Here is a 17,606-nt window from a genome sequence, read left to right on the forward strand (position 1 = left end):
TAATTGTATTTTATTTATAAAACACGTAATAGAAAGGTAAATTAAATGTCTTTGAAAGAAAAATTTTTCGCAATTACTCCATACTTCATTCAAGATGTTGCAATAACTGCCTATAATACTTATCAGTACAAAGTTAGACATGGGGGCAAATATAAAACGTTTAGAAACTACTATGCAAAAGTAGATGCAATGGACTCTAGACAATTAGAAAAAGAAATGATTAAGAAAAGAGATGAGTTCTTTAGTTACATTAAATCTCATTCTCCTTGGTATAAAAGCTTTGATTTTAGTAATCTAAAACTTTTACCCATATTGAATAAAGAAGATATTATAAATAATTTAGATGAAATTAAAACTTTAGAAGAAAAAAATGGAATTATTAGTCTAACCGGTGGCACTACTGGTGCATCTATGAAAGTAATATATACTCGGAGTGATGTTCAAGAGCGCTATGCAATACTTGATCATTTTAGAGCACAGCACGGCTATAAATTGGGCAAAAAAACAGCTTGGTTTTCGGGAAAGAACTTAATATCAGAAAAGCATTTAAGTAAACAAATATGTTCTCACTACGATTTTATAAATAAAATAAGATTTTACTCGACATTTCACCTCAATCAAAAAAATTTCGATATTTACTGGAATTCTTTAAATGATTTCGCTCCAGAATTCATAGTTGGTTTTCCATCAAGCGTCTATGAAATATGCGAGATTGCTGATACTCAAGGGTTGCGTATAAAGACTAAGGTAAAAGTTTTCTTTCCTACTGCAGAAACTGTTCTACCTAAACATAGAGAAGTAATCGGTAGAGTACTAGGTTGTAAAATTGTTGATCAATATGCCTCGTCAGAAGGAGCTCCTTTTATTTTAGAATGTGAAGCTGGCAACTTACATATACATCCTCTTACTGGAATATTTGAAGTAGTCGACGATAATATATTACCAAATAGTGAAGGTAAAATATTAGTTACATCCTTTACAACTCATGGAACACCTCTCGTACGATATAATATTGGCGATCATATTAAACTTGCACCTCCAAATCAAAAGTGTGGATGTGGCTCAATCTTCCCAATTGTTGAAAATATTGAAGGTAGATCAAATGATTATATTCTTTCACCTACAAATGGAAAAGTCAATTTAGGAAATATTAGCAATAGCACAAAAAATATTAAAGGTTTAATAAAATTTCAATTGATACAAAATAGTGCCGATAAAGTCAAACTACTTATAGTTAGTAATAACTCTTTTACAAGTGTAGAACAGAAGAAATTTTTAGAGGCATTAAAGGAAAGATTGGGTTCTAAAATTACAGTCGATATTGATTTGGTAGATGATATTCCAAATGAGAAAAGTGGCAAATTTAGAATAGTAAAAAATAATCTGAAATAATTGAGGGTTAATAGTGTCAGAACTATCATGGTTAAGTTCTTACGGATTTATTGGAATTCGTCTCTTTGATTTGCCCAATTTATTAATATGTTTATTATTAGCTTTAATTCTATCTTATAAGTTTCGTGTACCGTTAAAATTTCAATTAATTTTAGCATTACATTGTTTCCTACCATTTGTATTGAATGGATTGCTATTTGCACCTTCATATATGCCTGATCAAATCAAATACTGGAGAATAGTCCATGCAATTAGAAATAATGAGTTGACTATATATGAAGCATTAATAGGCACTAATAATAACGTAAGTGAGGCAGGAGCATTCCTATCAGTACTTCCTTTCCCTTCACCGACAACGGTCATTAGTTTGGGCTTCTATAACACTTTTATATATATTTGTTTATTCTTCATATTATATAAAAATAAAGTATTCACTAAAGTTTCTATATGGTTTTATCTACTTTTTCCAAGTGCAGCTTTATATAGCGCCTTGAGTTTAAGGGAAACATTAATATTTTTATTCATGTCCTTAAGTATTATGTACGCTCGAAAATCTAATTTCTTTATTAGTATGTTTTTTTTAATCCCACTTTATATGATAAAGTTTCAAAACTTTTTTATTCTTTTTCCTATTGTTTTGTTATATTTTCTATTTGGTGTTGCAAAAAAAGGTATGAGAATAGTAAAAGCATCTATGATTGCCTTAATAGCTTTAGTCGGTTTATTAATATCTTTTCCCATAGCTATACCAGAAATTAATAAATTCAGAGTTGCTATGTTTATTGAAGATGGTGGTGCTAGAGATAATATTAATTTAATTAATGGTGTAGGAGACTTTATAATTCAAGGACTGACTTCAGGAATCTACTTTCTATCTAAGCCTTTTATATGGGAAGCTCAGGGTTTATTGCCTTTAATTCAATCTTTTGAAAATGTTATTATCTTATTTATTTTATATCTCATAACTCGACAGGCTTGGAAAAAAAGCCTCGACAAATTAGCTTTTTGGTTGCTATTTCTAGCTTTCTCAATGTCGATTTATGGTTTAGTAGTTTTCAATTATGGTACCGCTGTACGTTATCGTTATCCCTTCGTAATGATTTATGTGCTTTTCGTTTGTGCAGACTGTAATATCCAACAGTTATTGCCAAAACGCAAAAATACAACTAGCTAAGTGTATAAGCTGTTAACTAAAACTTTGTCTGGAGATAATATTGAAATTCCTAATATTTGCTAATTATCTACCTCATGTTATTAACTTTAGAGGAAAGTTATTGGAAGCTATTTCTAACCTTGGTTATGAAATACATGTTTTAGCCCCTCACATAGATGATTACCAACAGGAATTAAATTATTTGTCTGAACTAGGGTATCATGTGCATGAAATTCCTTTGCAGCGTACAGGAACTAATCCTTTAACTGATTTTCGCACCCTACTTTCAGCCTATCGTTTATTACGAAAGATTCAACCAGATGTTATATTATCTTATACTATAAAATCAGTCATCTACGGTACTCTAGCGGCTTGGCTCGCCAATATTCCTAAGCGATTTGTACTTATATCCGGATTAGGCTATACCTTTTCTGAAGTAGATGAGAATGATACACGTACTTCATTACAGAAGTTTATACATAGCTTATATACCCAAGCTCTATCTAAATCTGATAAGGTTTTTTTTCAAAACCCTGATGATCTCAACCTTTTTAAGAAGCTAGGAATACTGAAGCCCAATATCCTTGCAACGGTAGTCAATGGCTCAGGGGTAGATATAAGCAATTTCAATATTATTCCCTTCCCCACCTATTCTTCTGGAGTTATAAAACCCTCTTTTTTACTAATAGCCAGATTACTGAAAGACAAAGGACTTATTGAATATATTGAAGCGGCAAAAATCATTAAAAGTAGACATCCTAAGACAGAGTTTCACTTAGTAGGTTATATTGATGAAAACCCCGCAGCAATTACCCAGTCACAACTTGATGAGTGGGTGAACTCTGGTGTAGTAAACTACTGGGGTAAATTAAAGGATGTCAGACCAGCCATTGCAGCAAGTTCGGTATATGTGCTTCCCTCTTACAGAGAAGGTACTTCACGCTCAGTATTAGAAGCAATGGCTATGGGAAGACCGATAATAACTACTGATGCTCCAGGCTGTCGTGAAACCGTTGATGACTCAATAAATGGATTTTTAGTCCCTATTAAGACCGTCGATGAACTTGTAGAAGCCATGGAACATTTTATTAAAAACCCTGAGCTCATCAAAAAAATGGGTAAAGCATCTAGGAAGCTAACTGAGGATAAATTCGATGTGAATAAAGTAAATGAATATATGATAAAAGAAATGTCTTTATAGTCTTATAAACGCTAAAAAGTTTGGTAGAATAGCTAAGTTTCACTTTGTGAACGAATAAAATTTAATTAACCAAAAATGTGTGGCATTTTGATATTTAAATTAATCAAACCGTTTATTAAATTTATTTTGTATAGTTAGTGGTCATACGTACTCAGTACATTTTAATGACTGAAAATCAAATTAGTATAGTATAAACATAAAGGTTCAATAATGCGGTTTCTGCCAGCTCAATTAATTCTCGGATTAGCCCTCTGTACTTTTTTACCCTTCATAGGCTCAGGTTTAGACGTTATTAATCAAATATTCTATACAGGTGGATACGTCAACCTTGTTGTGAGTGCTTTATTAGTTTGTACAACCCTTATAACATTGTACAGTATCCAGCGTTTTCCAGGTATTACCTCCAGTACCTATATTGTTCCCGTTATCGCCTTCTGGTTTTTACTTATATTACTCATAGTAAAATTCACAGGCATATCCTATTCCTTATATTATTATGGTTTTAGTAGCCTTCTACTTTTAGTTTACACATTTTTTATAGATATCATTAACCGCAAACATGAAAATTACACCTTTGCCTATATACCAGTAGGTAGAGCCAAGCAAATACCTGAACAGATTCCATCCGTAAAGTGGCTCCCATTAAATATCCCTCATCTAGAGGAAGAGGTTAATGGCATAGTTACCGATTTGCATAGTGATGATTTAACTGATGATTGGGAACGCTTTATTACCGAAAGAACCCTTAAAGGCACTCCCGTTTATCATCACCGAGCAATTAGAGAGTCCCTTACAGGTAGAGTTCGTATTGATCATATGTATGAAAATGAGCTAGGATCGCTACAGCCCTCGCCTAACTATATGTTTTTGAAATATTGTTTTGATGTTTTACTTATCTTAATTTCTCTACCATTCACCCTTATTATTTGCCTCATTACTGCTATAGCGATTAAACTCGAAGATGGTGGTAAAGTTTTCTATATTCAGCCACGAGTCGGCTATCTAAGGTACTCCCCAATGTCTAGACCAAATTATCATAAAATTAAGATAGAATTGGGTTGATAAAACGATTTATTATCCGAACTATTGTTAGCCAGATAAACCTGTGCAGGAGTATGGTAATCGAGCGACTGATGTAAACGCTCATGATTGTAAAACTCGAAATACTCTTTCAAACCTGCTCTTGCCTGACTGACTGTCTCAAACTGTCGCAAATACACGCATTCATACTTCACTGATCGCCAAAGCCTTTCCACAAAGATATTATCCAGTGCCCTACCGCGACCATCCATACTGATGGCAATACCCTGCTCAATGAGCGGTCTGGTAAATCTTGGGCTGGTAAACTGAGAGCCTTGATCCGTATTAAAAATCTCACAGCGTAACCCATTGTGCAGTAAGCTACTTACCGTATCAACGCAGAAATCCGCCTCAAGCGTGGTAGATAGCGACCAGTCTAGAACATAACGACTGTACCAATCTATCACCGCCATCAAATACACGAAGCCCTTGGCTAAGCGAATATAGGTGATATCAGTACTCCATACTTGATTACAACGGCTAATCGGTACATGCCTAAGCAAGTACGGGTAAACTTGATGCTCAGAGTTAGGCTTACTCGTGTTAGGATGCTGATAAATAGCGTCTAGCCCCATTTGCCGTAGTAAGCGCCTAACTCGATCTTCTCCCACTTGATAGCCTAGTTGCCTCAAATACGCTGTCATGCGTTTAACCCCATAAAATGGGGTCTTGGTGTACTGCTGGTCAAGCAGGTTCATCAGGGTAATATCAAGCTCGCTGATGGGCTTTGGCTGATAGTACAGACTTGAGCGGTTGATACTGAGTAATTCACATTGCTTACGAACACTAAAATCCTTGTTATCAGGTTCTAGCAGTTGTTTACGAGTGCTCAGGGTAGCTGTAAGGACTTTTTTTTAAGCCAGTCTCTTTCACTGATGACTTGCCCTAGCTGCCTATGTAGTTCATCGATAATAGCTTGCTGGGCTTGTTCGTTGGCTTGCTGTTTGGTATTGAATGCAGTAGGGATAACTGCCAAAGCCTGCTTTTTCCAGTTGCTGATTTGGGTTGCATGAACCCCATATTCTGCGGTTAACTCGTTGAGGGTTTTGTGTTCTTTGATGGCTTCAACGGCGACTTTGCTTTTAAATTCAGCATTGTGACGCTTACGTACTTTTGTCATTAGATAGACCTCTTTTTCTAAAGGTTATTCTATCTTATTTGCTACAATTTTTTGGTCTAGTTTTCCGGGAGTATTATAATCGGGGTGAAGTATTTCGAGTTTATAAATTCCGTAGTATGCGCGAAAAATCAAAAGAAGTGTTAACTACTGAAAATGATAACCGAATAACCAAAGTCGGTAAATTTATCCGCAAAACCCGTATCGATGAATTACCACAATTTATAAATGTTATCAAAGGTGAGATGAACCTGATAGGACCTAGAGCTGAGTTTCTTGATTTCGCTGTTGAGTTAGAAAAAGAAGTGCCTTTTTTTAATTATCGTCACATTGTTAAGCCAGGTATATCAGGATGGGCACAAGTCAATCAAGGCTATGCCACAGGTCCAGAAGAAACCAAAATTAAAATTGAGTATGATTTTTATTACATCAAGCATATCTCATTCTCTTTAGACTTACTGATATTCTTCAAAACCATACATACTATGTTGACAGGATTTGGATCTCGCTAGTCCCTATCCTGTTGTACAAAACAACAAACTATAACCCTTAATTATTAAGATAAACTATTCGTTTATCATGATTGAGTATCTCCTATGCCAAATTTAAATCCAACCTCTTCTAGACTATCAAACCTAACCGTCCTGGCAATAGGTATAAGTTTAGTCAGTGTGGTAGCTAGCGCCAAAAACTTGCAAATGAATGACGTTACCTTAAAGTCAGAACTTGACTGGCTACAGGTCCAGGGAGTGATCCAAATTAGCACTAGCACATGGCCGTTAACTACTAATGAAATTAATCGTGCATTAGAAAGTGCTAACATTAGCACTCCTGAACAGCAACAGATAGTACAGTCAGTACGTCATACATTGAATAAGCAGCCTAAGTCTTTAGTGAACACGACTGTATCTGCTTATGGGCAAACAGATAGAAAGCAGCTTCCTCAAACCTTCGCTGATGATAAACTAGCAAATTTTGAGGCGAGCGCTCAAGCTGGTATCAGTGAAGAGGACTGGGAAATTAATATACAAGCTAATATCAAGGATGATGATATTGATGATAAGGATGTCAGTTTTGATGGCTCTTATGTGGCGGGTAAGTCTGCTAACCAGTGGCTCATTGCTGGCCAGATTCCAACATGGTGGGGCCCAGGTAATGATGGCAGTCTAATACGTGGTGATGCCTCAAAGCCAGTTATTGGGCTGACAATGCAGCGAGATACTCAAGCAGCACCAAGCTCACCTTATCTTAACTGGATTGGTCCTTGGCAGTATCAATTATTTCTAGGTCAACTGGATGACTATAATGCCATTCCCGATACCAAGCTTATTGGCACTAGACTTAGTGCAAGTCCTACCCCATGGCTAGAATTGGGAGCCTCGCGAATGATCATGTGGGGTGGCGATGGCCGTTCTGAAAGTTTTAGCTCGTTTGTCGATGCCTTAACCGGTAAAAATGACAATACCGGTGATCCCGATACTGATCCTACCAACAGCTTGGCAGGCTTTGATGCCCGAGTGAATCTTGCTCCATTAATTAATAGTGACTTCCCTGTAGGTGTCTATGGTCAATATGTGGGTGAAGATGAAGCCGGTGGTTTACCCTCCAAAAATATGTATTTAGCGGGTATTGATTATGCCTCATCTATTAACACACCTAATCAAGGCGTTATACCCTACCAACTGTATGCTGAATGGGCCGACACTCGCACTGGAGGTGACATTAGAGGCATATCCTACAACCATTATATTTATAAAGATGGTTACTATCAGTATGGCTATCCTTTAGGTCATGCTCTAGGTGGTGATGCAGAGAGCTACACTATTGGAAGTAAACTCTGGATGGACAATCAGAATTTTATCAATGCTAAAGTCCAACATGCGAAAGTCAACCAATCTAATCGAACTACCAACTATACTTTCCCAGAATCAGATAAGCTAACCGTATTAGATGTGGCTTGGGAACATCAGTTAAATCCAAAAACTACTATCTCTAGTCGTGCTTGGGTATCTGATTCAGATATTCATTCAACAGATGTTGGTGGTGGTATTGGCGTTGAGTTTGCTAACTTTTAATAGCTGACTAATCCCTTACTAAAAAGCTCTAAACCATTATATGGCTTAGAGCTTTTTTATTAGGGCGTGTCCTCAATTTAACTTACAGTGAATAATAGTACAAGCTAACCTGAGTTCGGGATAAGAGCTTGCCTAAATCATTGAAACAGCTTAGTTTTTTGCGGCCTGTCCATAAGCCGACACGTTTTTTAGTGTCGGCTTAAAGGGAAACCAACAGTAAGCAATGAGTCCTGCTAAAAGATTAACAGCGAAACCTGTGAAGCTTCGATGCCTTGAGTGTTCAATTTGACACAGGTTTTTAAGATCATCAAAGACAGTTTCAATTAAAGAGCGTCCGTTAAGTAACGCCGCATCAATAGGTTGAAGAATCTGCTGTTTCATATTCCTTCGAAGCTTGGTTATAAAATCGATATTGAAGTCATTAAAGAGTTTATCTTTTAAATCTTGACTGACATACCCTCGATCACCAAACAGTTTACCGAATATATCATTTGCTAGGCCCTCTCTTAGCGGCTCTCTATCATCTATATTTCCCGGAGTGACTCTAATCGATAATAACTCACCGTGATGATTGATAATCGCGTGCAGTTTGAATCCGTAGAACCAACCCATACTTGTCTTCCCTCTTTGAGCAATCCCCTCAAACACCTTATGACGCTTAATCCGCCGGTTATGGCATACAGATAGTTTGGTGGCATCCACAAAGCTAATACCTGTGCAACTTCCCATCAAGCTTTTAAGATAAGCACACAAAGGCATAAGAGCACGGGGTACTAATTCAATAAAACGTGAGTAGCTTGGTAAGTCTGGGAAATCTTTTTTCATCATGCCTAGCATATGATGATAGTAAAACCCTTTAAATTGACGGTAACGTAATTGATGAAACAGTACCAATATAGTCATTATCTCTGGTACACTTATCTTGCATGCTCTTAATCGCTTTGTCCCATTTTCGATCAGCTGACGTTCAAATTCTGGTTTGAATGCTTGGTAAAAGTCGTCAATGTGGCAGTATAATTCGGTTAGGTTGTCCATGTAAGAAGTCCTTTTTGTTGAGTTTTTATTAGTACATTAACTTTAACAATTTTGGACTTCTTTTTTTTTGCCTTTTTTTGACCTGCTTATCCCGAACTCAGGTTACAAGCTAGGTAAAGCATAGATTTAAAATTGCGTGCTAACTTTTCATAGCGTGTTGCTATACTGCGAAAATGCTTTAATCGAGCGAACATATTTTCAACTAGATGGCGTAATTTATAAAGGTAACTGTCAAACTCTGGGTTAGGTTGTTTCGTATTTTTTCTTCTAGGAATAACCGCTTTCATGCCATGTTCTATCGCTTTATCTCTGATTTTCTGCGAATCGTATCCTTTGTCAGCTATAAAGTATTCTGCCTGTTCAATCACTTCTATTAGGTCGTTTGCAACTTGACTGTCGTGCACTTCACCCCCAGTGATTTTAAAATCGATCGGATTTCCATGCGCGTCCACACATAAGTGTATTTTTGTCGTGTTTCCGCCACGACTGAGTCCAATTGCTCGCTCTTCACCACGCCGAGCTCCACTTGCATGTTGATGACACCGTACATAACTTCCGTCAATGAATACCCATTCTTTATCAGTTTGTGTTCGTAGGTCAAAAAAAAATTCTGCCATAGCCCTTTTGTAGACCATCGATTAAAGCGGTTATAAGCGGTTTTCCATGAACCTAGTTCGGTAGGTATGTCTCGCCATGGAGCGCCTGTTCTTAGTTTCCAAAGTATGGCTTCCATTACGGTGCGGTCATTCTTCCATTGATGGCAACCGTGTGCCTTCATTGTTGTTTGTAGTTGTTCCCATATCTCGTCAGTTATTGCTGTTCTCGCCATGGTGTGAGTTTCCCTATATTTTGTTGATATATAGGATTAAAATAAGGCTTTATCTGTATTTTTCAAATTAGGGACACGCCCTAGCAGGAATAAAGGTAAGCATCCGACCATCCCATCTTTTTTTCTATTAAAAAATGCGAGATAGCGGTGTTTGTCAACATAGTTGTCACCATTTAATGAATTAGGCGACCCTCATCTTATCAATCGATTTTGGCTCTTTTACTGGATTTAAAGTCGTTGGGGGCACAGGTGTACAATCTCTCACCTCTCGGCCGCCCCAGCGCGCAGGATTTAATGCTTTCGCACTCTCTATCGTCTGCTTACGATTTGCTAGAATGACTTTATCCTCACCCATATGGCGCTCATTAGGGGTCACAAATCTAAGCTGACTGTGCTTATGCTCCATGTTATACCAATGAGCAAACCTAAGCACCCAAGCTCTCGCTTCATCAAGACTATTAAACCCATCTGTTGGCCAATCCGGGCGATACTTGCACGTTTTAAACAGCAACTCAGCAAATGGATTGTCATTACTTACCCGAGGTCTGCTATAAGAAGTCACCACCCCAAGCTCATAAGCTTTCATCCGCATCGTTTGCGCCTTCATCGGTGCCCCATTATCAGAATGTAGAACTAAGCCTGAATGCAAACACTTCTCTTTAATTAATGTACGCTGTAGAAGCTGTGCTGCAAGCTCACCTGACTCATGATCGTACACTTCCCATCCCACAATCTTACGGCTATACACATCCTCAATCATATAAAGATAATAGAACTGACCTCGTACAGGACTTGGCAGGTATGTGATGTCCCAACAGAACACTTAGCATGGCCCTGTAGCGGTAAATGATTGCGGTTTACTACTGACTTTAGGAGCTAGGCTACGTCCTCTGTGGTTTAGCTGATTATGGTTAAGTACAAGGTAAAAGGTGGATTCTGAGTATAATACTCCCGGAAAACTAGACCAAAAAATTGTAGCAAATAAGATAGAATATCCTTTAGAAAAAGAGGTCTATCTAATGACAAAAGTACGTAAGCGTCACAATGCTGAATTTAAAAGCAAAGTCGCCGTTGAAGCCATCAAAGAACACAAGACCCTCAACGAGTTAACCGCAGAATATGGGGTTCATGCAACCCAAATCAGCAACTGGAAAAAGCAGGCTTTGGCAGTTACCCCTACTGCATTCAATACCAAACAGCAAGCCAACGAACAAGCCCAGCAAGCTATTATCGATGAACTACATAGGCAGCTAGGGCAAGTTATAAGCGAAAGAGACTGGCTTAAAAAAAAGTCCTCACAGCTACCCTGAGCACTCGTAAACAACTGCTAGAACCTGATAACAAGGATTTTAGTGTTCGTAAGCAATGTGAATTACTCAGTATCAACCGCTCAAGTTTGTACTATCAGCCAAAGCCCATCAGCGAGCTTGATATTACGCTGATGAACTTGCTTGACGAACAGTACACCAAGACCCCATTTTATGGGGTTAAACGCATGACAGCGTATTTGAGGCAACTAGGCTATCAAGTGGGAGAAAAGCGAGTTAGGCGCTTACTACGGCAAATGGGGCTAGATGCCATTTATCAGCATCCTAACACGAGTAAGCCTAACTCTGAACATCAAGTTTACCCGTATTTGCTTAGGCATGTACCGATTAGCCGTTGTAATCAAGTGTGGAGTACTGATATCACCTATATTCGCCTAGCCAAGGGCTTCGTGTATTTGATGGCGGTGATAGATTGGTACAGTCGTTATGTTCTAGACTGGTCGCTATCTACCACGCTTGAGGCGGATTTCTGCGTGGATACGGTGAGCAGCTTACTGCACAATGGGTTGCGCTGTGAGATTTTTAATACGGATCAAGGCTCTCAGTTTACCAGCCCAAGATTTACCAGACCGCTCATTGAGCAGGGTATTGCCATCAGTATGGATGGTCGCGGTAGGGCACTGGATAATATCTTTGTGGAAAGGCTTTGGCGGTCAGTGAAGTATGAATGCGTGTATTTGCGACAGTTTGAGACAGTCAGTCAGGCAAGAGCAGGTTTGAAAGAGTATTTCGAGTTTTACAATCATGAGCATTTACATCAGTCGCTCGATTACCATACTCCTGCACAGGTTTATCTGGCTAACAATAGTTCGGATAATGAATCGTTTTATCAACCCAATTCTATCTTAATTTTATGATAATTTGGTCTAGACATTGGGGAGTACCTTAGAGGCATGATAGATACCTTCGTCGAGCAAAGTGGGTACGATCTGTGTCGGTGGTAGGCTTGCAAAGCGGGGTTCGTTACAGACTTTGATAATAGTTGCTGTCTCATTATCAGTCAGCTTATTGCTAGGCATAGGACGCACAGCTTCAGCACGCTTGTCATGAGCTATTTGACCTTGTTTATACCAACGCCTGTAGGTACGTAGACTAATGCCGACCTCGTTACATGCTTGCTTTAGCCTTGCCCCTGAAATATTAGCTTCTTGAATCCATGTAATGTATTGCTTGCGCTGTGGCAGTGAGGTTAGTCGTCCTCGCTTTGTGTCTCCCAGAGCGCATCCAGCTTTTTTCTCAGTACCAGTAAAGCAGCTGTTTCGGCTAAAGCTTTCTCTTTGCGATTAAGTTCACGCTCTAGTTTTTTAATCTTTTTACGGTCGGCTTGTTGTTGTCGTCTGCTTGCTAAGCTCTGCTTTTGGCTTTGATTGAATCCTGATAAGGCTCCGGCTCGCCATGCTTTGACTTGTTCGACATATAGGCCTTTACTACGGCAGTATTCGCTAAGCTCGGTCTCTGATAAGCCGCTGGCCTCTATGATGGTGGCAAGTTTTGCTTCATTTGACCAGTTGTCGGGAGTGTTTTTATTACCTGGCATGGGCTGTCCTTGTTCTCTAGCTTCATTACGCCAATTATATAGGGTTTGTACACCTATGCCTTCACTTCTTGCAACTTCTGATACACTTAAGTGTAAGCATCCGACCATCCCATCTTTTTTTCTATTAAAAAATGCGAGATAGTGTCCATGAACAAATAATCGTGGACACTAACATGACAACACAACCCCCTAATAAACCCAAACGAAGAACTTACAGCGCTGAGTTTAAAGCGCTTTTAGTAAAAGAAGCGACAGACTCAGGTCGATCAATTGCCAGCATTGCCCGAGAGCATGGCATTAACCAAAACCTTCTACATAACTGGAAACGCCAGTATCAGCGGGCACATGCTCAAGCTGACACATTACCTGGTGCTATAAACAGGTCTCATGATCCAAACCCGCACTTTATCCCAATCCATCTTGAGCCTGAAGGTGCGCATCTACGCTCAGCATCCGTCATAAAGAACATCAAACTGCAAATCACAGCTCGAGCATCTGGGACGATAAACCTCAACATTAGCCAAATAGACACTCAAAGCTTGATTGACCTACTACGAGGACTGCAATGATACCCATCACTCACATCTGGCTATCCACCGCACCTATGGACATGCGATGTGGTAGTGGCAAACTACTGGCCCACATCATCACCGAACACCAAAGCATTCGCCCTCACTGTGCCTACCTGTTTTACAACAAAGCAGGCACACGCCTAAAAGTATTCATTCATGATGGGCTTGGCGTATGGCTTTGTAGCCGTCAGCTCGATGACAATAAATTTCATGGCTTAACCAAACAGCTTACCACCACTCAAACTGGCATCAGCATCAACCGTGAACAATTTAATGCCTTAATCAGTGGACTGCCTTGGCGTAACATGGGCAAAGATAAATTAACCCCCATCCTATAAATAGCAGATGACAGGCAAATAAAACTCTGGCAACATATCGCCATGACTGTTGCTAACTTATCCGACTTATCAAAAGACCCCATTTACGCCGAGCTTCTGGTGAAAATCCACCTGCTTGAACAGCGTAATGAGCACCTGCAGCAACAGCTTGTTCAAACGAACACAAGTCACGATCAACTACAGCAGCTTTTTAACCAAGTGGTTGAGGAAAACCACAAGCTATATGAACAAGTGCTTGAACTCATCGAAAAACAAAAGCAGCTTATTCACCGGCTCTATGGACAAAAAAGCGAAGGCATCACTGCCAGACAAACCCACTTAAACTATGAGGCCGCGCAAGAGGACTTAGCGCAGCTTGAACAAATCCGAGATGACTACCTTAGCGGCTTAAGCCAAGATGAGCTTGCCAAGCTGCCTGCGATTGATCGTACTGAGGCAGAAACCCTCATTAATGAGGGTGAGCTTAAAGCCGGCAAAGAGAACACAGATGAGCTGCCAGCTTCAGCTACTGATCAGCCTAAAAAAACAAAGCGTGCTAAATACACAGTGATTCCTGACAACCTTGAGGTGAAAACCCAGGTTCATGAACCACTTACCACCGTCTGTGACTGCGGCTGTCAAATGAAGCGAATTGGGGAGGATAAACAAGACAAACTTGGCATTATCCCTAAGCAGTTTTATATTGAGCGTCACATCTACCCTAAATGGGTATGCCGTGAGTGTGACATCATTCATCAAGCGGCTACCCCCAAGCAGATTATTAACAAAAGCATCGCCACCCCAGAGCTGCTTGCACACATCCTTATTAGCAAATATGCAGACCATCAGCCGTTATATCGGCAGAATATTATCTATCAGCGAAGTGGGGTAAATATCCCCGATGCTACTATGGCAGACTGGGTAGGACGCTGCGGCGTTGCCCTTGAGCCTTTAGTCAGTCGCTTGCATGAACTATTACTGTCTGAGCCTATCTTACATGCCGATGAAACCCCGGTATCTATCATGAAGAACCATGTAAAGGTAGGTGGTAAATCATTAAAAAAAGGCTATGTCTGGGCGTATCTTACGCCACAGCACAGCTCCTTAAAAGCGGTGGTCTATGACTTTGCTGAAAGCCGTCGTAATGAGCATCCTAAAGCCTTTTTAGATAAGTGGCGCGGTAAGCTGGTTTGCGATGATTACAGCGGGTATAAGTTCTTATTTCATCAAGGTGTGACAGAAATCGGTTGTCTGGCCCATGCACGGCGTAAGTTTCATGAACTGCATATCACTGGCCAAAGTATCGTGAGCATTGAGGCATTAACGTTATTTAGGCAGTTGTATGCTGTTGAACGTGAGATTGACGAGCGATTTGAAAAAAATACACCCCCAATGCCAAGAGATCCCCAAATAGTTCGGCAAATCAGGCAAGAAAAAGCCAAACCGATTGCCGATAAGCTGCACCAATGGTTACAAGAAAAAAGGCAGTTAACCACTAAAAATGCCAGTATTAGTAAGGCGATGGATTATTGCCTGAAACGTTGGCAGGCGCTGACTCAGTATCTAGATGATGGCAGGCTGCCGATTGATAATAATTGGGCGGAGAATCAGATGCGTCCGTGGGCACTTGGGCGTAAAAACTGGTTGTTTGCCGGTTCGCTGCGAAGTGGGCAGCGGGCTGCGAATATTATGTCAATCATTCAGTCAGCTCGCTTAAATGGTTTGGATGTGTCTGCTTATTTGACAGACGTGCTAAGACGCCTGCCTACTCAAGAGGGTCTGGATGAGTTGTTACCTCATCGCTGGGTGCCACCGCAATAGGGGGTTGGTCGGATGCTTACACTTAAGTTATGTGGCGGCGATAGCTTGCTTAATATAGCTTGTTTTCTCTCTTCACTGTATCTGGACATCTTTGTTCCTTGTTACCCCCTTTTACTTGATTTTTAGGGGTGACAACTATCCTGACACAGGGGGAAGGTGCGCATTTACGCTCAGCCTCCGTCATAAAGAACATCAAACTGCAAACCACATCTCGAGCATCTGGGACGATAAGCCTCAACATTGCCCAAATAGACACTCAAAGCTTGATTGACCTACTACGAGGACTGCAATGATACCCATCACTCACATCTGGCTATCCACCACGCCCATGGACATGCGATGTGGTAGTGGCAAACTACTGGCCTACATCCTCACCGAGCACCAAAGCATTCGCCCTCACTGTGCCTACCTGTTTTACAACAAAGCAGGCACACGCCTAAAAGTATTCATTCATGATGGGCTTGGCGTATGGCTTTGTAGCCGTCAGCTCGATGACAATAAATTTCATGGCTTAACCAAGCCGCTCACCACCACTCAGACTGGCATCAGTATCAACCGTGAACAATTTAATGCCTTAATCAGTGGACTGCCTTGGCGTAACATGGGCAAAGATAAATTAACCCCCATCCTATAAATAGCAGATGACAGGCAAATAAAACTCTGGCAACATATCGCCATGACTGTTGCCAACTTATCCGACTTATCAAAAGACCCCACTTACGCCTAATGCCAGTCAGTTAAGGCAAAAACTCAATAAAAGTAATAAAATAGCCCATCTAATAAGTAGATGGGCTATTTTACTATGAGACTACAAAACGCTATTAATGAGACGCATAAAAGGATCCCAGACACTCTAGAACAATTTAGTGAATTAATAGACCCTGAGTGGATACAGCAGGCTTTAGAGTATACCGGCAAAGCGAGCATTAGAAGACGTAAGCTACCTGCCGAACACGTTGTTTGGATAGTCATCGGCACAGCTTTATATCGTAACCGTTCAATTTGGTATATCACAGAGCAAATGCGGCTTAATATAGACACACAGGCCTGCGTACCCAGCGCTGTGGTACAAGCAAGACAACGCCTCGGGCATGAGCCTCTAAAGCAGCTATTTCATCAACTAAGTGCTCACTACCAAACAGAATCACGAGCCCAGCAGCAAGACTTTATGGGACTTAGCGTCCAAGCTGTAGACGGTGTCGTATACTCACTACCCTATACTGATGAGAACCTTCAGCACTTTAGTTCAAGCAAAGGCAGAACTAAAGAGGCGCCCTATCCCCAAATGCGTTCGGTATGCCTGATCAATACTGACACGCATGAGATCATTGACACAACCCTTGGAGATATGGGTCAAGGAGAGATCACATTAGCCCGTCAGCTAAATATTCAAGACAATAGCATTACGCTATTTGATAGAGCCTATTTCTCAGCAGACCTACTTATCAGTTGGCAACAAACCCATCCAAACAGTCATTGGCTTATGCGGGCTAAAGATAATCTGCGTTACACTGTGATTGAAACCTTTAGTGAAGGGGACTACTTGATACAAATGCCGGTTTCTCCCCAAGCTCAAAAGAAAAACCCAAACCTACCCGATACTTGGCAAGCTCGATTAATTGAGTGTCGTTATGAGGGTAAGACAAGACGATACATAACCTCTTTAATAGATGATAAACGCTTTACTAAGGATAAAGTGGCACAGCTGTATTTGCAGCGCTGGGAGATTGAGATGGCTTTCAGGGAAATTAAGTCTGATCTACAGCAGGGGCTGTTGTTAAGAAGTAAGCTGCCACAGCTTGTGTTACAAGAGTTCTGGGGGCTTATGATTGCTTATAATCTAATAAGACGTTTGATGCGCTATATGGCAGTTAGAGCTAAGGTTAGCCCTCTACGAATTAGCTTTCATATGGCGTCTATTACGATTGTTGATCTGTTACGGTTTGCGCCTTTACAGGCTGCAGGACTCTTCCCTAAGTTGTTAGATGCAGTTTTAGAGGAAGGAAAATTGTTTGTCATTCCTGAACGCAGAAAGCGATCTTGCCCGAGGGTGGTTAAGGGCAAACCACAGAAATATCCCAAAAAAAATACCAGTCAGCCTTAACTGACTGGCATTACCACTTACGCCGAGCTTTTGGTGAAAATCCAC

Annotated in this window: 18 protein-coding genes and 1 pseudogene; 13 read left to right on the forward strand and 6 right to left on the reverse strand. The window is 40.2% G+C overall.

The window, feature by feature from the left end:
• Positions 1-45 precede the first annotated feature (45 nt).
• The 4 genes from LK453_RS02695 (at position 46) to LK453_RS02710 (ending at position 4,808) form a co-directional block, all read left to right on the forward strand.
• The gene (locus LK453_RS02695) at positions 46-1,392 is read left to right on the forward strand and encodes a phenylacetate--CoA ligase family protein (protein WP_201542155.1); all 1,347 of its coding nucleotides are present in this window, start codon (positions 46-48) and stop codon (positions 1,390-1,392) included.
• A 13-nt stretch (positions 1,393-1,405) separates the two neighbouring features.
• Positions 1,406-2,566: a hypothetical protein gene (locus tag LK453_RS02700; protein ID WP_201542157.1), complete on the forward strand. Its 1,161-nt coding sequence runs from the start codon at positions 1,406-1,408 to the stop codon at positions 2,564-2,566.
• A 40-nt stretch (positions 2,567-2,606) separates the two neighbouring features.
• Complete coding sequence (locus tag LK453_RS02705; RefSeq protein WP_201542159.1) at positions 2,607-3,746, forward strand: glycosyltransferase family 4 protein; 1,140 nt, start codon at positions 2,607-2,609, stop codon at positions 3,744-3,746.
• A 210-nt stretch (positions 3,747-3,956) separates the two neighbouring features.
• A complete protein-coding gene (locus LK453_RS02710; protein WP_227674479.1) occupies positions 3,957-4,808 on the forward strand; it encodes a sugar transferase in 852 nt (283 codons plus the stop codon).
• Here LK453_RS02710 and LK453_RS02715 read toward each other — a convergent pair.
• Positions 4,781-5,946, reverse strand: a protein-coding gene (locus LK453_RS02715; RefSeq protein WP_227945133.1) for an IS3-like element ISPpy1 family transposase whose coding sequence is annotated in 2 segments (ribosomal slippage) — positions 4,781-5,673 and positions 5,673-5,946 — 1,167 coding nt in all. Because the reading frame shifts where the segments join, the coding sequence is not laid out codon by codon here. The genes LK453_RS02710 and LK453_RS02715 overlap by 28 nt on opposite strands.
• Positions 5,947-5,984: 38 nt before the next feature.
• On the opposite strand from LK453_RS02715, the gene LK453_RS02720 reads away from it, so the two are divergent.
• Both LK453_RS02720 and LK453_RS02725 read left to right on the forward strand, forming a co-directional pair.
• Positions 5,985-6,455, forward strand: coding sequence for a sugar transferase (locus tag LK453_RS02720; protein ID WP_265578861.1), 471 nt, complete (start codon positions 5,985-5,987; stop codon positions 6,453-6,455).
• 84 nt (positions 6,456-6,539) lie between these two features.
• A complete protein-coding gene (locus LK453_RS02725) occupies positions 6,540-8,018 on the forward strand; it encodes a capsule assembly Wzi family protein (RefSeq protein WP_201542326.1) in 1,479 nt (492 codons plus the stop codon).
• Between the two features lie 150 nt (positions 8,019-8,168).
• Here LK453_RS02725 and LK453_RS02730 read toward each other — a convergent pair whose 3' ends face one another.
• From LK453_RS02730 to LK453_RS02740, 3 genes and pseudogenes are all read right to left on the reverse strand, one after another.
• Positions 8,169-9,053, reverse strand: coding sequence for an IS982 family transposase (locus tag LK453_RS02730; protein ID WP_227954054.1), 885 nt, complete (start codon positions 9,051-9,053; stop codon positions 8,169-8,171).
• An 86-nt stretch (positions 9,054-9,139) separates the two neighbouring features.
• A protein-coding gene (locus LK453_RS02735) for an IS5 family transposase (RefSeq protein WP_265578862.1) occupies positions 9,140-9,882 on the reverse strand; the annotation gives its coding sequence in 2 pieces (ribosomal slippage) (positions 9,140-9,681 and positions 9,681-9,882; 744 coding nt in all).
• Positions 9,883-10,063: 181 nt separating this feature from the next.
• Positions 10,064-10,822, reverse strand: a pseudogene (locus LK453_RS02740) (transposase); the annotation flags it as partial.
• A 79-nt stretch (positions 10,823-10,901) separates the two neighbouring features.
• On the opposite strand from LK453_RS02740, the gene LK453_RS02745 reads away from it, so the two are divergent.
• Positions 10,902-12,067, forward strand: a protein-coding gene (locus tag LK453_RS02745) for an IS3-like element ISPpy1 family transposase (RefSeq protein ID WP_227954044.1) whose coding sequence is annotated in 2 segments (ribosomal slippage) — positions 10,902-11,175 and positions 11,175-12,067 — 1,167 coding nt in all. Because the reading frame shifts where the segments join, the coding sequence is not laid out codon by codon here.
• A 9-nt stretch (positions 12,068-12,076) separates the two neighbouring features.
• Here LK453_RS02745 and LK453_RS02750 read toward each other — a convergent pair.
• Both LK453_RS02750 and LK453_RS02755 read right to left on the reverse strand, forming a co-directional pair.
• Positions 12,077-12,229, reverse strand: a complete 153-nt coding sequence (locus LK453_RS02750; protein WP_201542386.1) for a hypothetical protein — start codon at positions 12,227-12,229, stop codon at positions 12,077-12,079.
• Between the two features lie 170 nt (positions 12,230-12,399).
• Positions 12,400-12,747, reverse strand: coding sequence for a hypothetical protein (locus LK453_RS02755; protein WP_201542384.1), 348 nt, complete (start codon positions 12,745-12,747; stop codon positions 12,400-12,402).
• Between the two features lie 173 nt (positions 12,748-12,920).
• Here LK453_RS02755 and tnpA point away from each other — a divergent pair, with 173 nt between their 5' ends.
• From tnpA to LK453_RS02785, 6 genes are all read left to right on the forward strand, one after another.
• A complete protein-coding gene (gene tnpA, locus LK453_RS02760) occupies positions 12,921-13,316 on the forward strand; it encodes an IS66-like element accessory protein TnpA (protein ID WP_227945149.1) in 396 nt (131 codons plus the stop codon).
• Positions 13,313-13,657 (forward strand): IS66 family insertion sequence element accessory protein TnpB, encoded by a 345-nt coding sequence (tnpB, locus tag LK453_RS02765; protein ID WP_193031469.1) that lies wholly within the window; start codon positions 13,313-13,315, stop codon positions 13,655-13,657. Before tnpA ends, tnpB (LK453_RS02765) begins: the two co-directional genes overlap by 4 nt.
• A gap of 42 nt (positions 13,658-13,699) precedes the next feature.
• Positions 13,700-15,457 carry an IS66 family transposase gene (tnpC, locus tag LK453_RS02770; RefSeq protein WP_227953990.1) on the forward strand — a complete coding sequence of 586 codons (1,758 nt, stop codon included), beginning with the start codon at positions 13,700-13,702 and terminating at the stop codon, positions 15,455-15,457.
• A 128-nt stretch (positions 15,458-15,585) separates the two neighbouring features.
• Entirely contained in the window at positions 15,586-15,750 is a 165-nt protein-coding gene (locus LK453_RS02775; protein WP_227954056.1) for a hypothetical protein, read from the forward strand.
• Positions 15,747-16,091, forward strand: a complete 345-nt coding sequence (tnpB, locus tag LK453_RS02780) for an IS66 family insertion sequence element accessory protein TnpB (protein ID WP_115342938.1) — start codon at positions 15,747-15,749, stop codon at positions 16,089-16,091. Before LK453_RS02775 ends, tnpB (LK453_RS02780) begins: the two co-directional genes overlap by 4 nt.
• A 168-nt stretch (positions 16,092-16,259) precedes the next feature.
• Complete coding sequence (locus LK453_RS02785; RefSeq protein WP_227954057.1) at positions 16,260-17,561, forward strand: IS4 family transposase; 1,302 nt, start codon at positions 16,260-16,262, stop codon at positions 17,559-17,561.
• Positions 17,562-17,606 lie beyond the last annotated feature (45 nt).

This window comes from Psychrobacter sanguinis, from assembly GCF_020736705.1.
Classification (GTDB): Bacteria; Pseudomonadota; Gammaproteobacteria; order Pseudomonadales; family Moraxellaceae; genus Psychrobacter; species Psychrobacter sanguinis.

Bases quoted from the DNA above. Each gene is read 5' to 3' on its own strand.
- LK453_RS02695 (WP_201542155.1), top strand. From the start codon at position 46: ATGTCTTTGAAAGAAAAATTTTTCGCAATTACTCCATACTTCATTCAA.
- LK453_RS02710 (WP_227674479.1), top strand. From the start codon at position 3,957: ATGCGGTTTCTGCCAGCTCAATTAATTCTCGGATTAGCCCTCTGTACT.
- LK453_RS02725 (WP_201542326.1), top strand. From the start codon at position 6,540: ATGCCAAATTTAAATCCAACCTCTTCTAGACTATCAAACCTAACCGTC.
- LK453_RS02730 (WP_227954054.1), bottom strand. From the start codon at position 9,053: ATGGACAACCTAACCGAATTATACTGCCACATTGACGACTTTTACCAA.
- LK453_RS02750 (WP_201542386.1), bottom strand. From the start codon at position 12,229: ATGCCTAGCAATAAGCTGACTGATAATGAGACAGCAACTATTATCAAA.
- LK453_RS02755 (WP_201542384.1), bottom strand. From the start codon at position 12,747: ATGCCAGGTAATAAAAACACTCCCGACAACTGGTCAAATGAAGCAAAA.
- tnpA (WP_227945149.1), top strand. From the start codon at position 12,921: ATGACAACACAACCCCCTAATAAACCCAAACGAAGAACTTACAGCGCT.
- tnpB (WP_193031469.1), top strand. From the start codon at position 13,313: ATGATACCCATCACTCACATCTGGCTATCCACCGCACCTATGGACATG.
- tnpC (WP_227953990.1), top strand. From the start codon at position 13,700: ATGACTGTTGCTAACTTATCCGACTTATCAAAAGACCCCATTTACGCC.
- tnpB (WP_115342938.1), top strand. From the start codon at position 15,747: ATGATACCCATCACTCACATCTGGCTATCCACCACGCCCATGGACATG.
- LK453_RS02785 (WP_227954057.1), top strand. From the start codon at position 16,260: ATGAGACTACAAAACGCTATTAATGAGACGCATAAAAGGATCCCAGAC.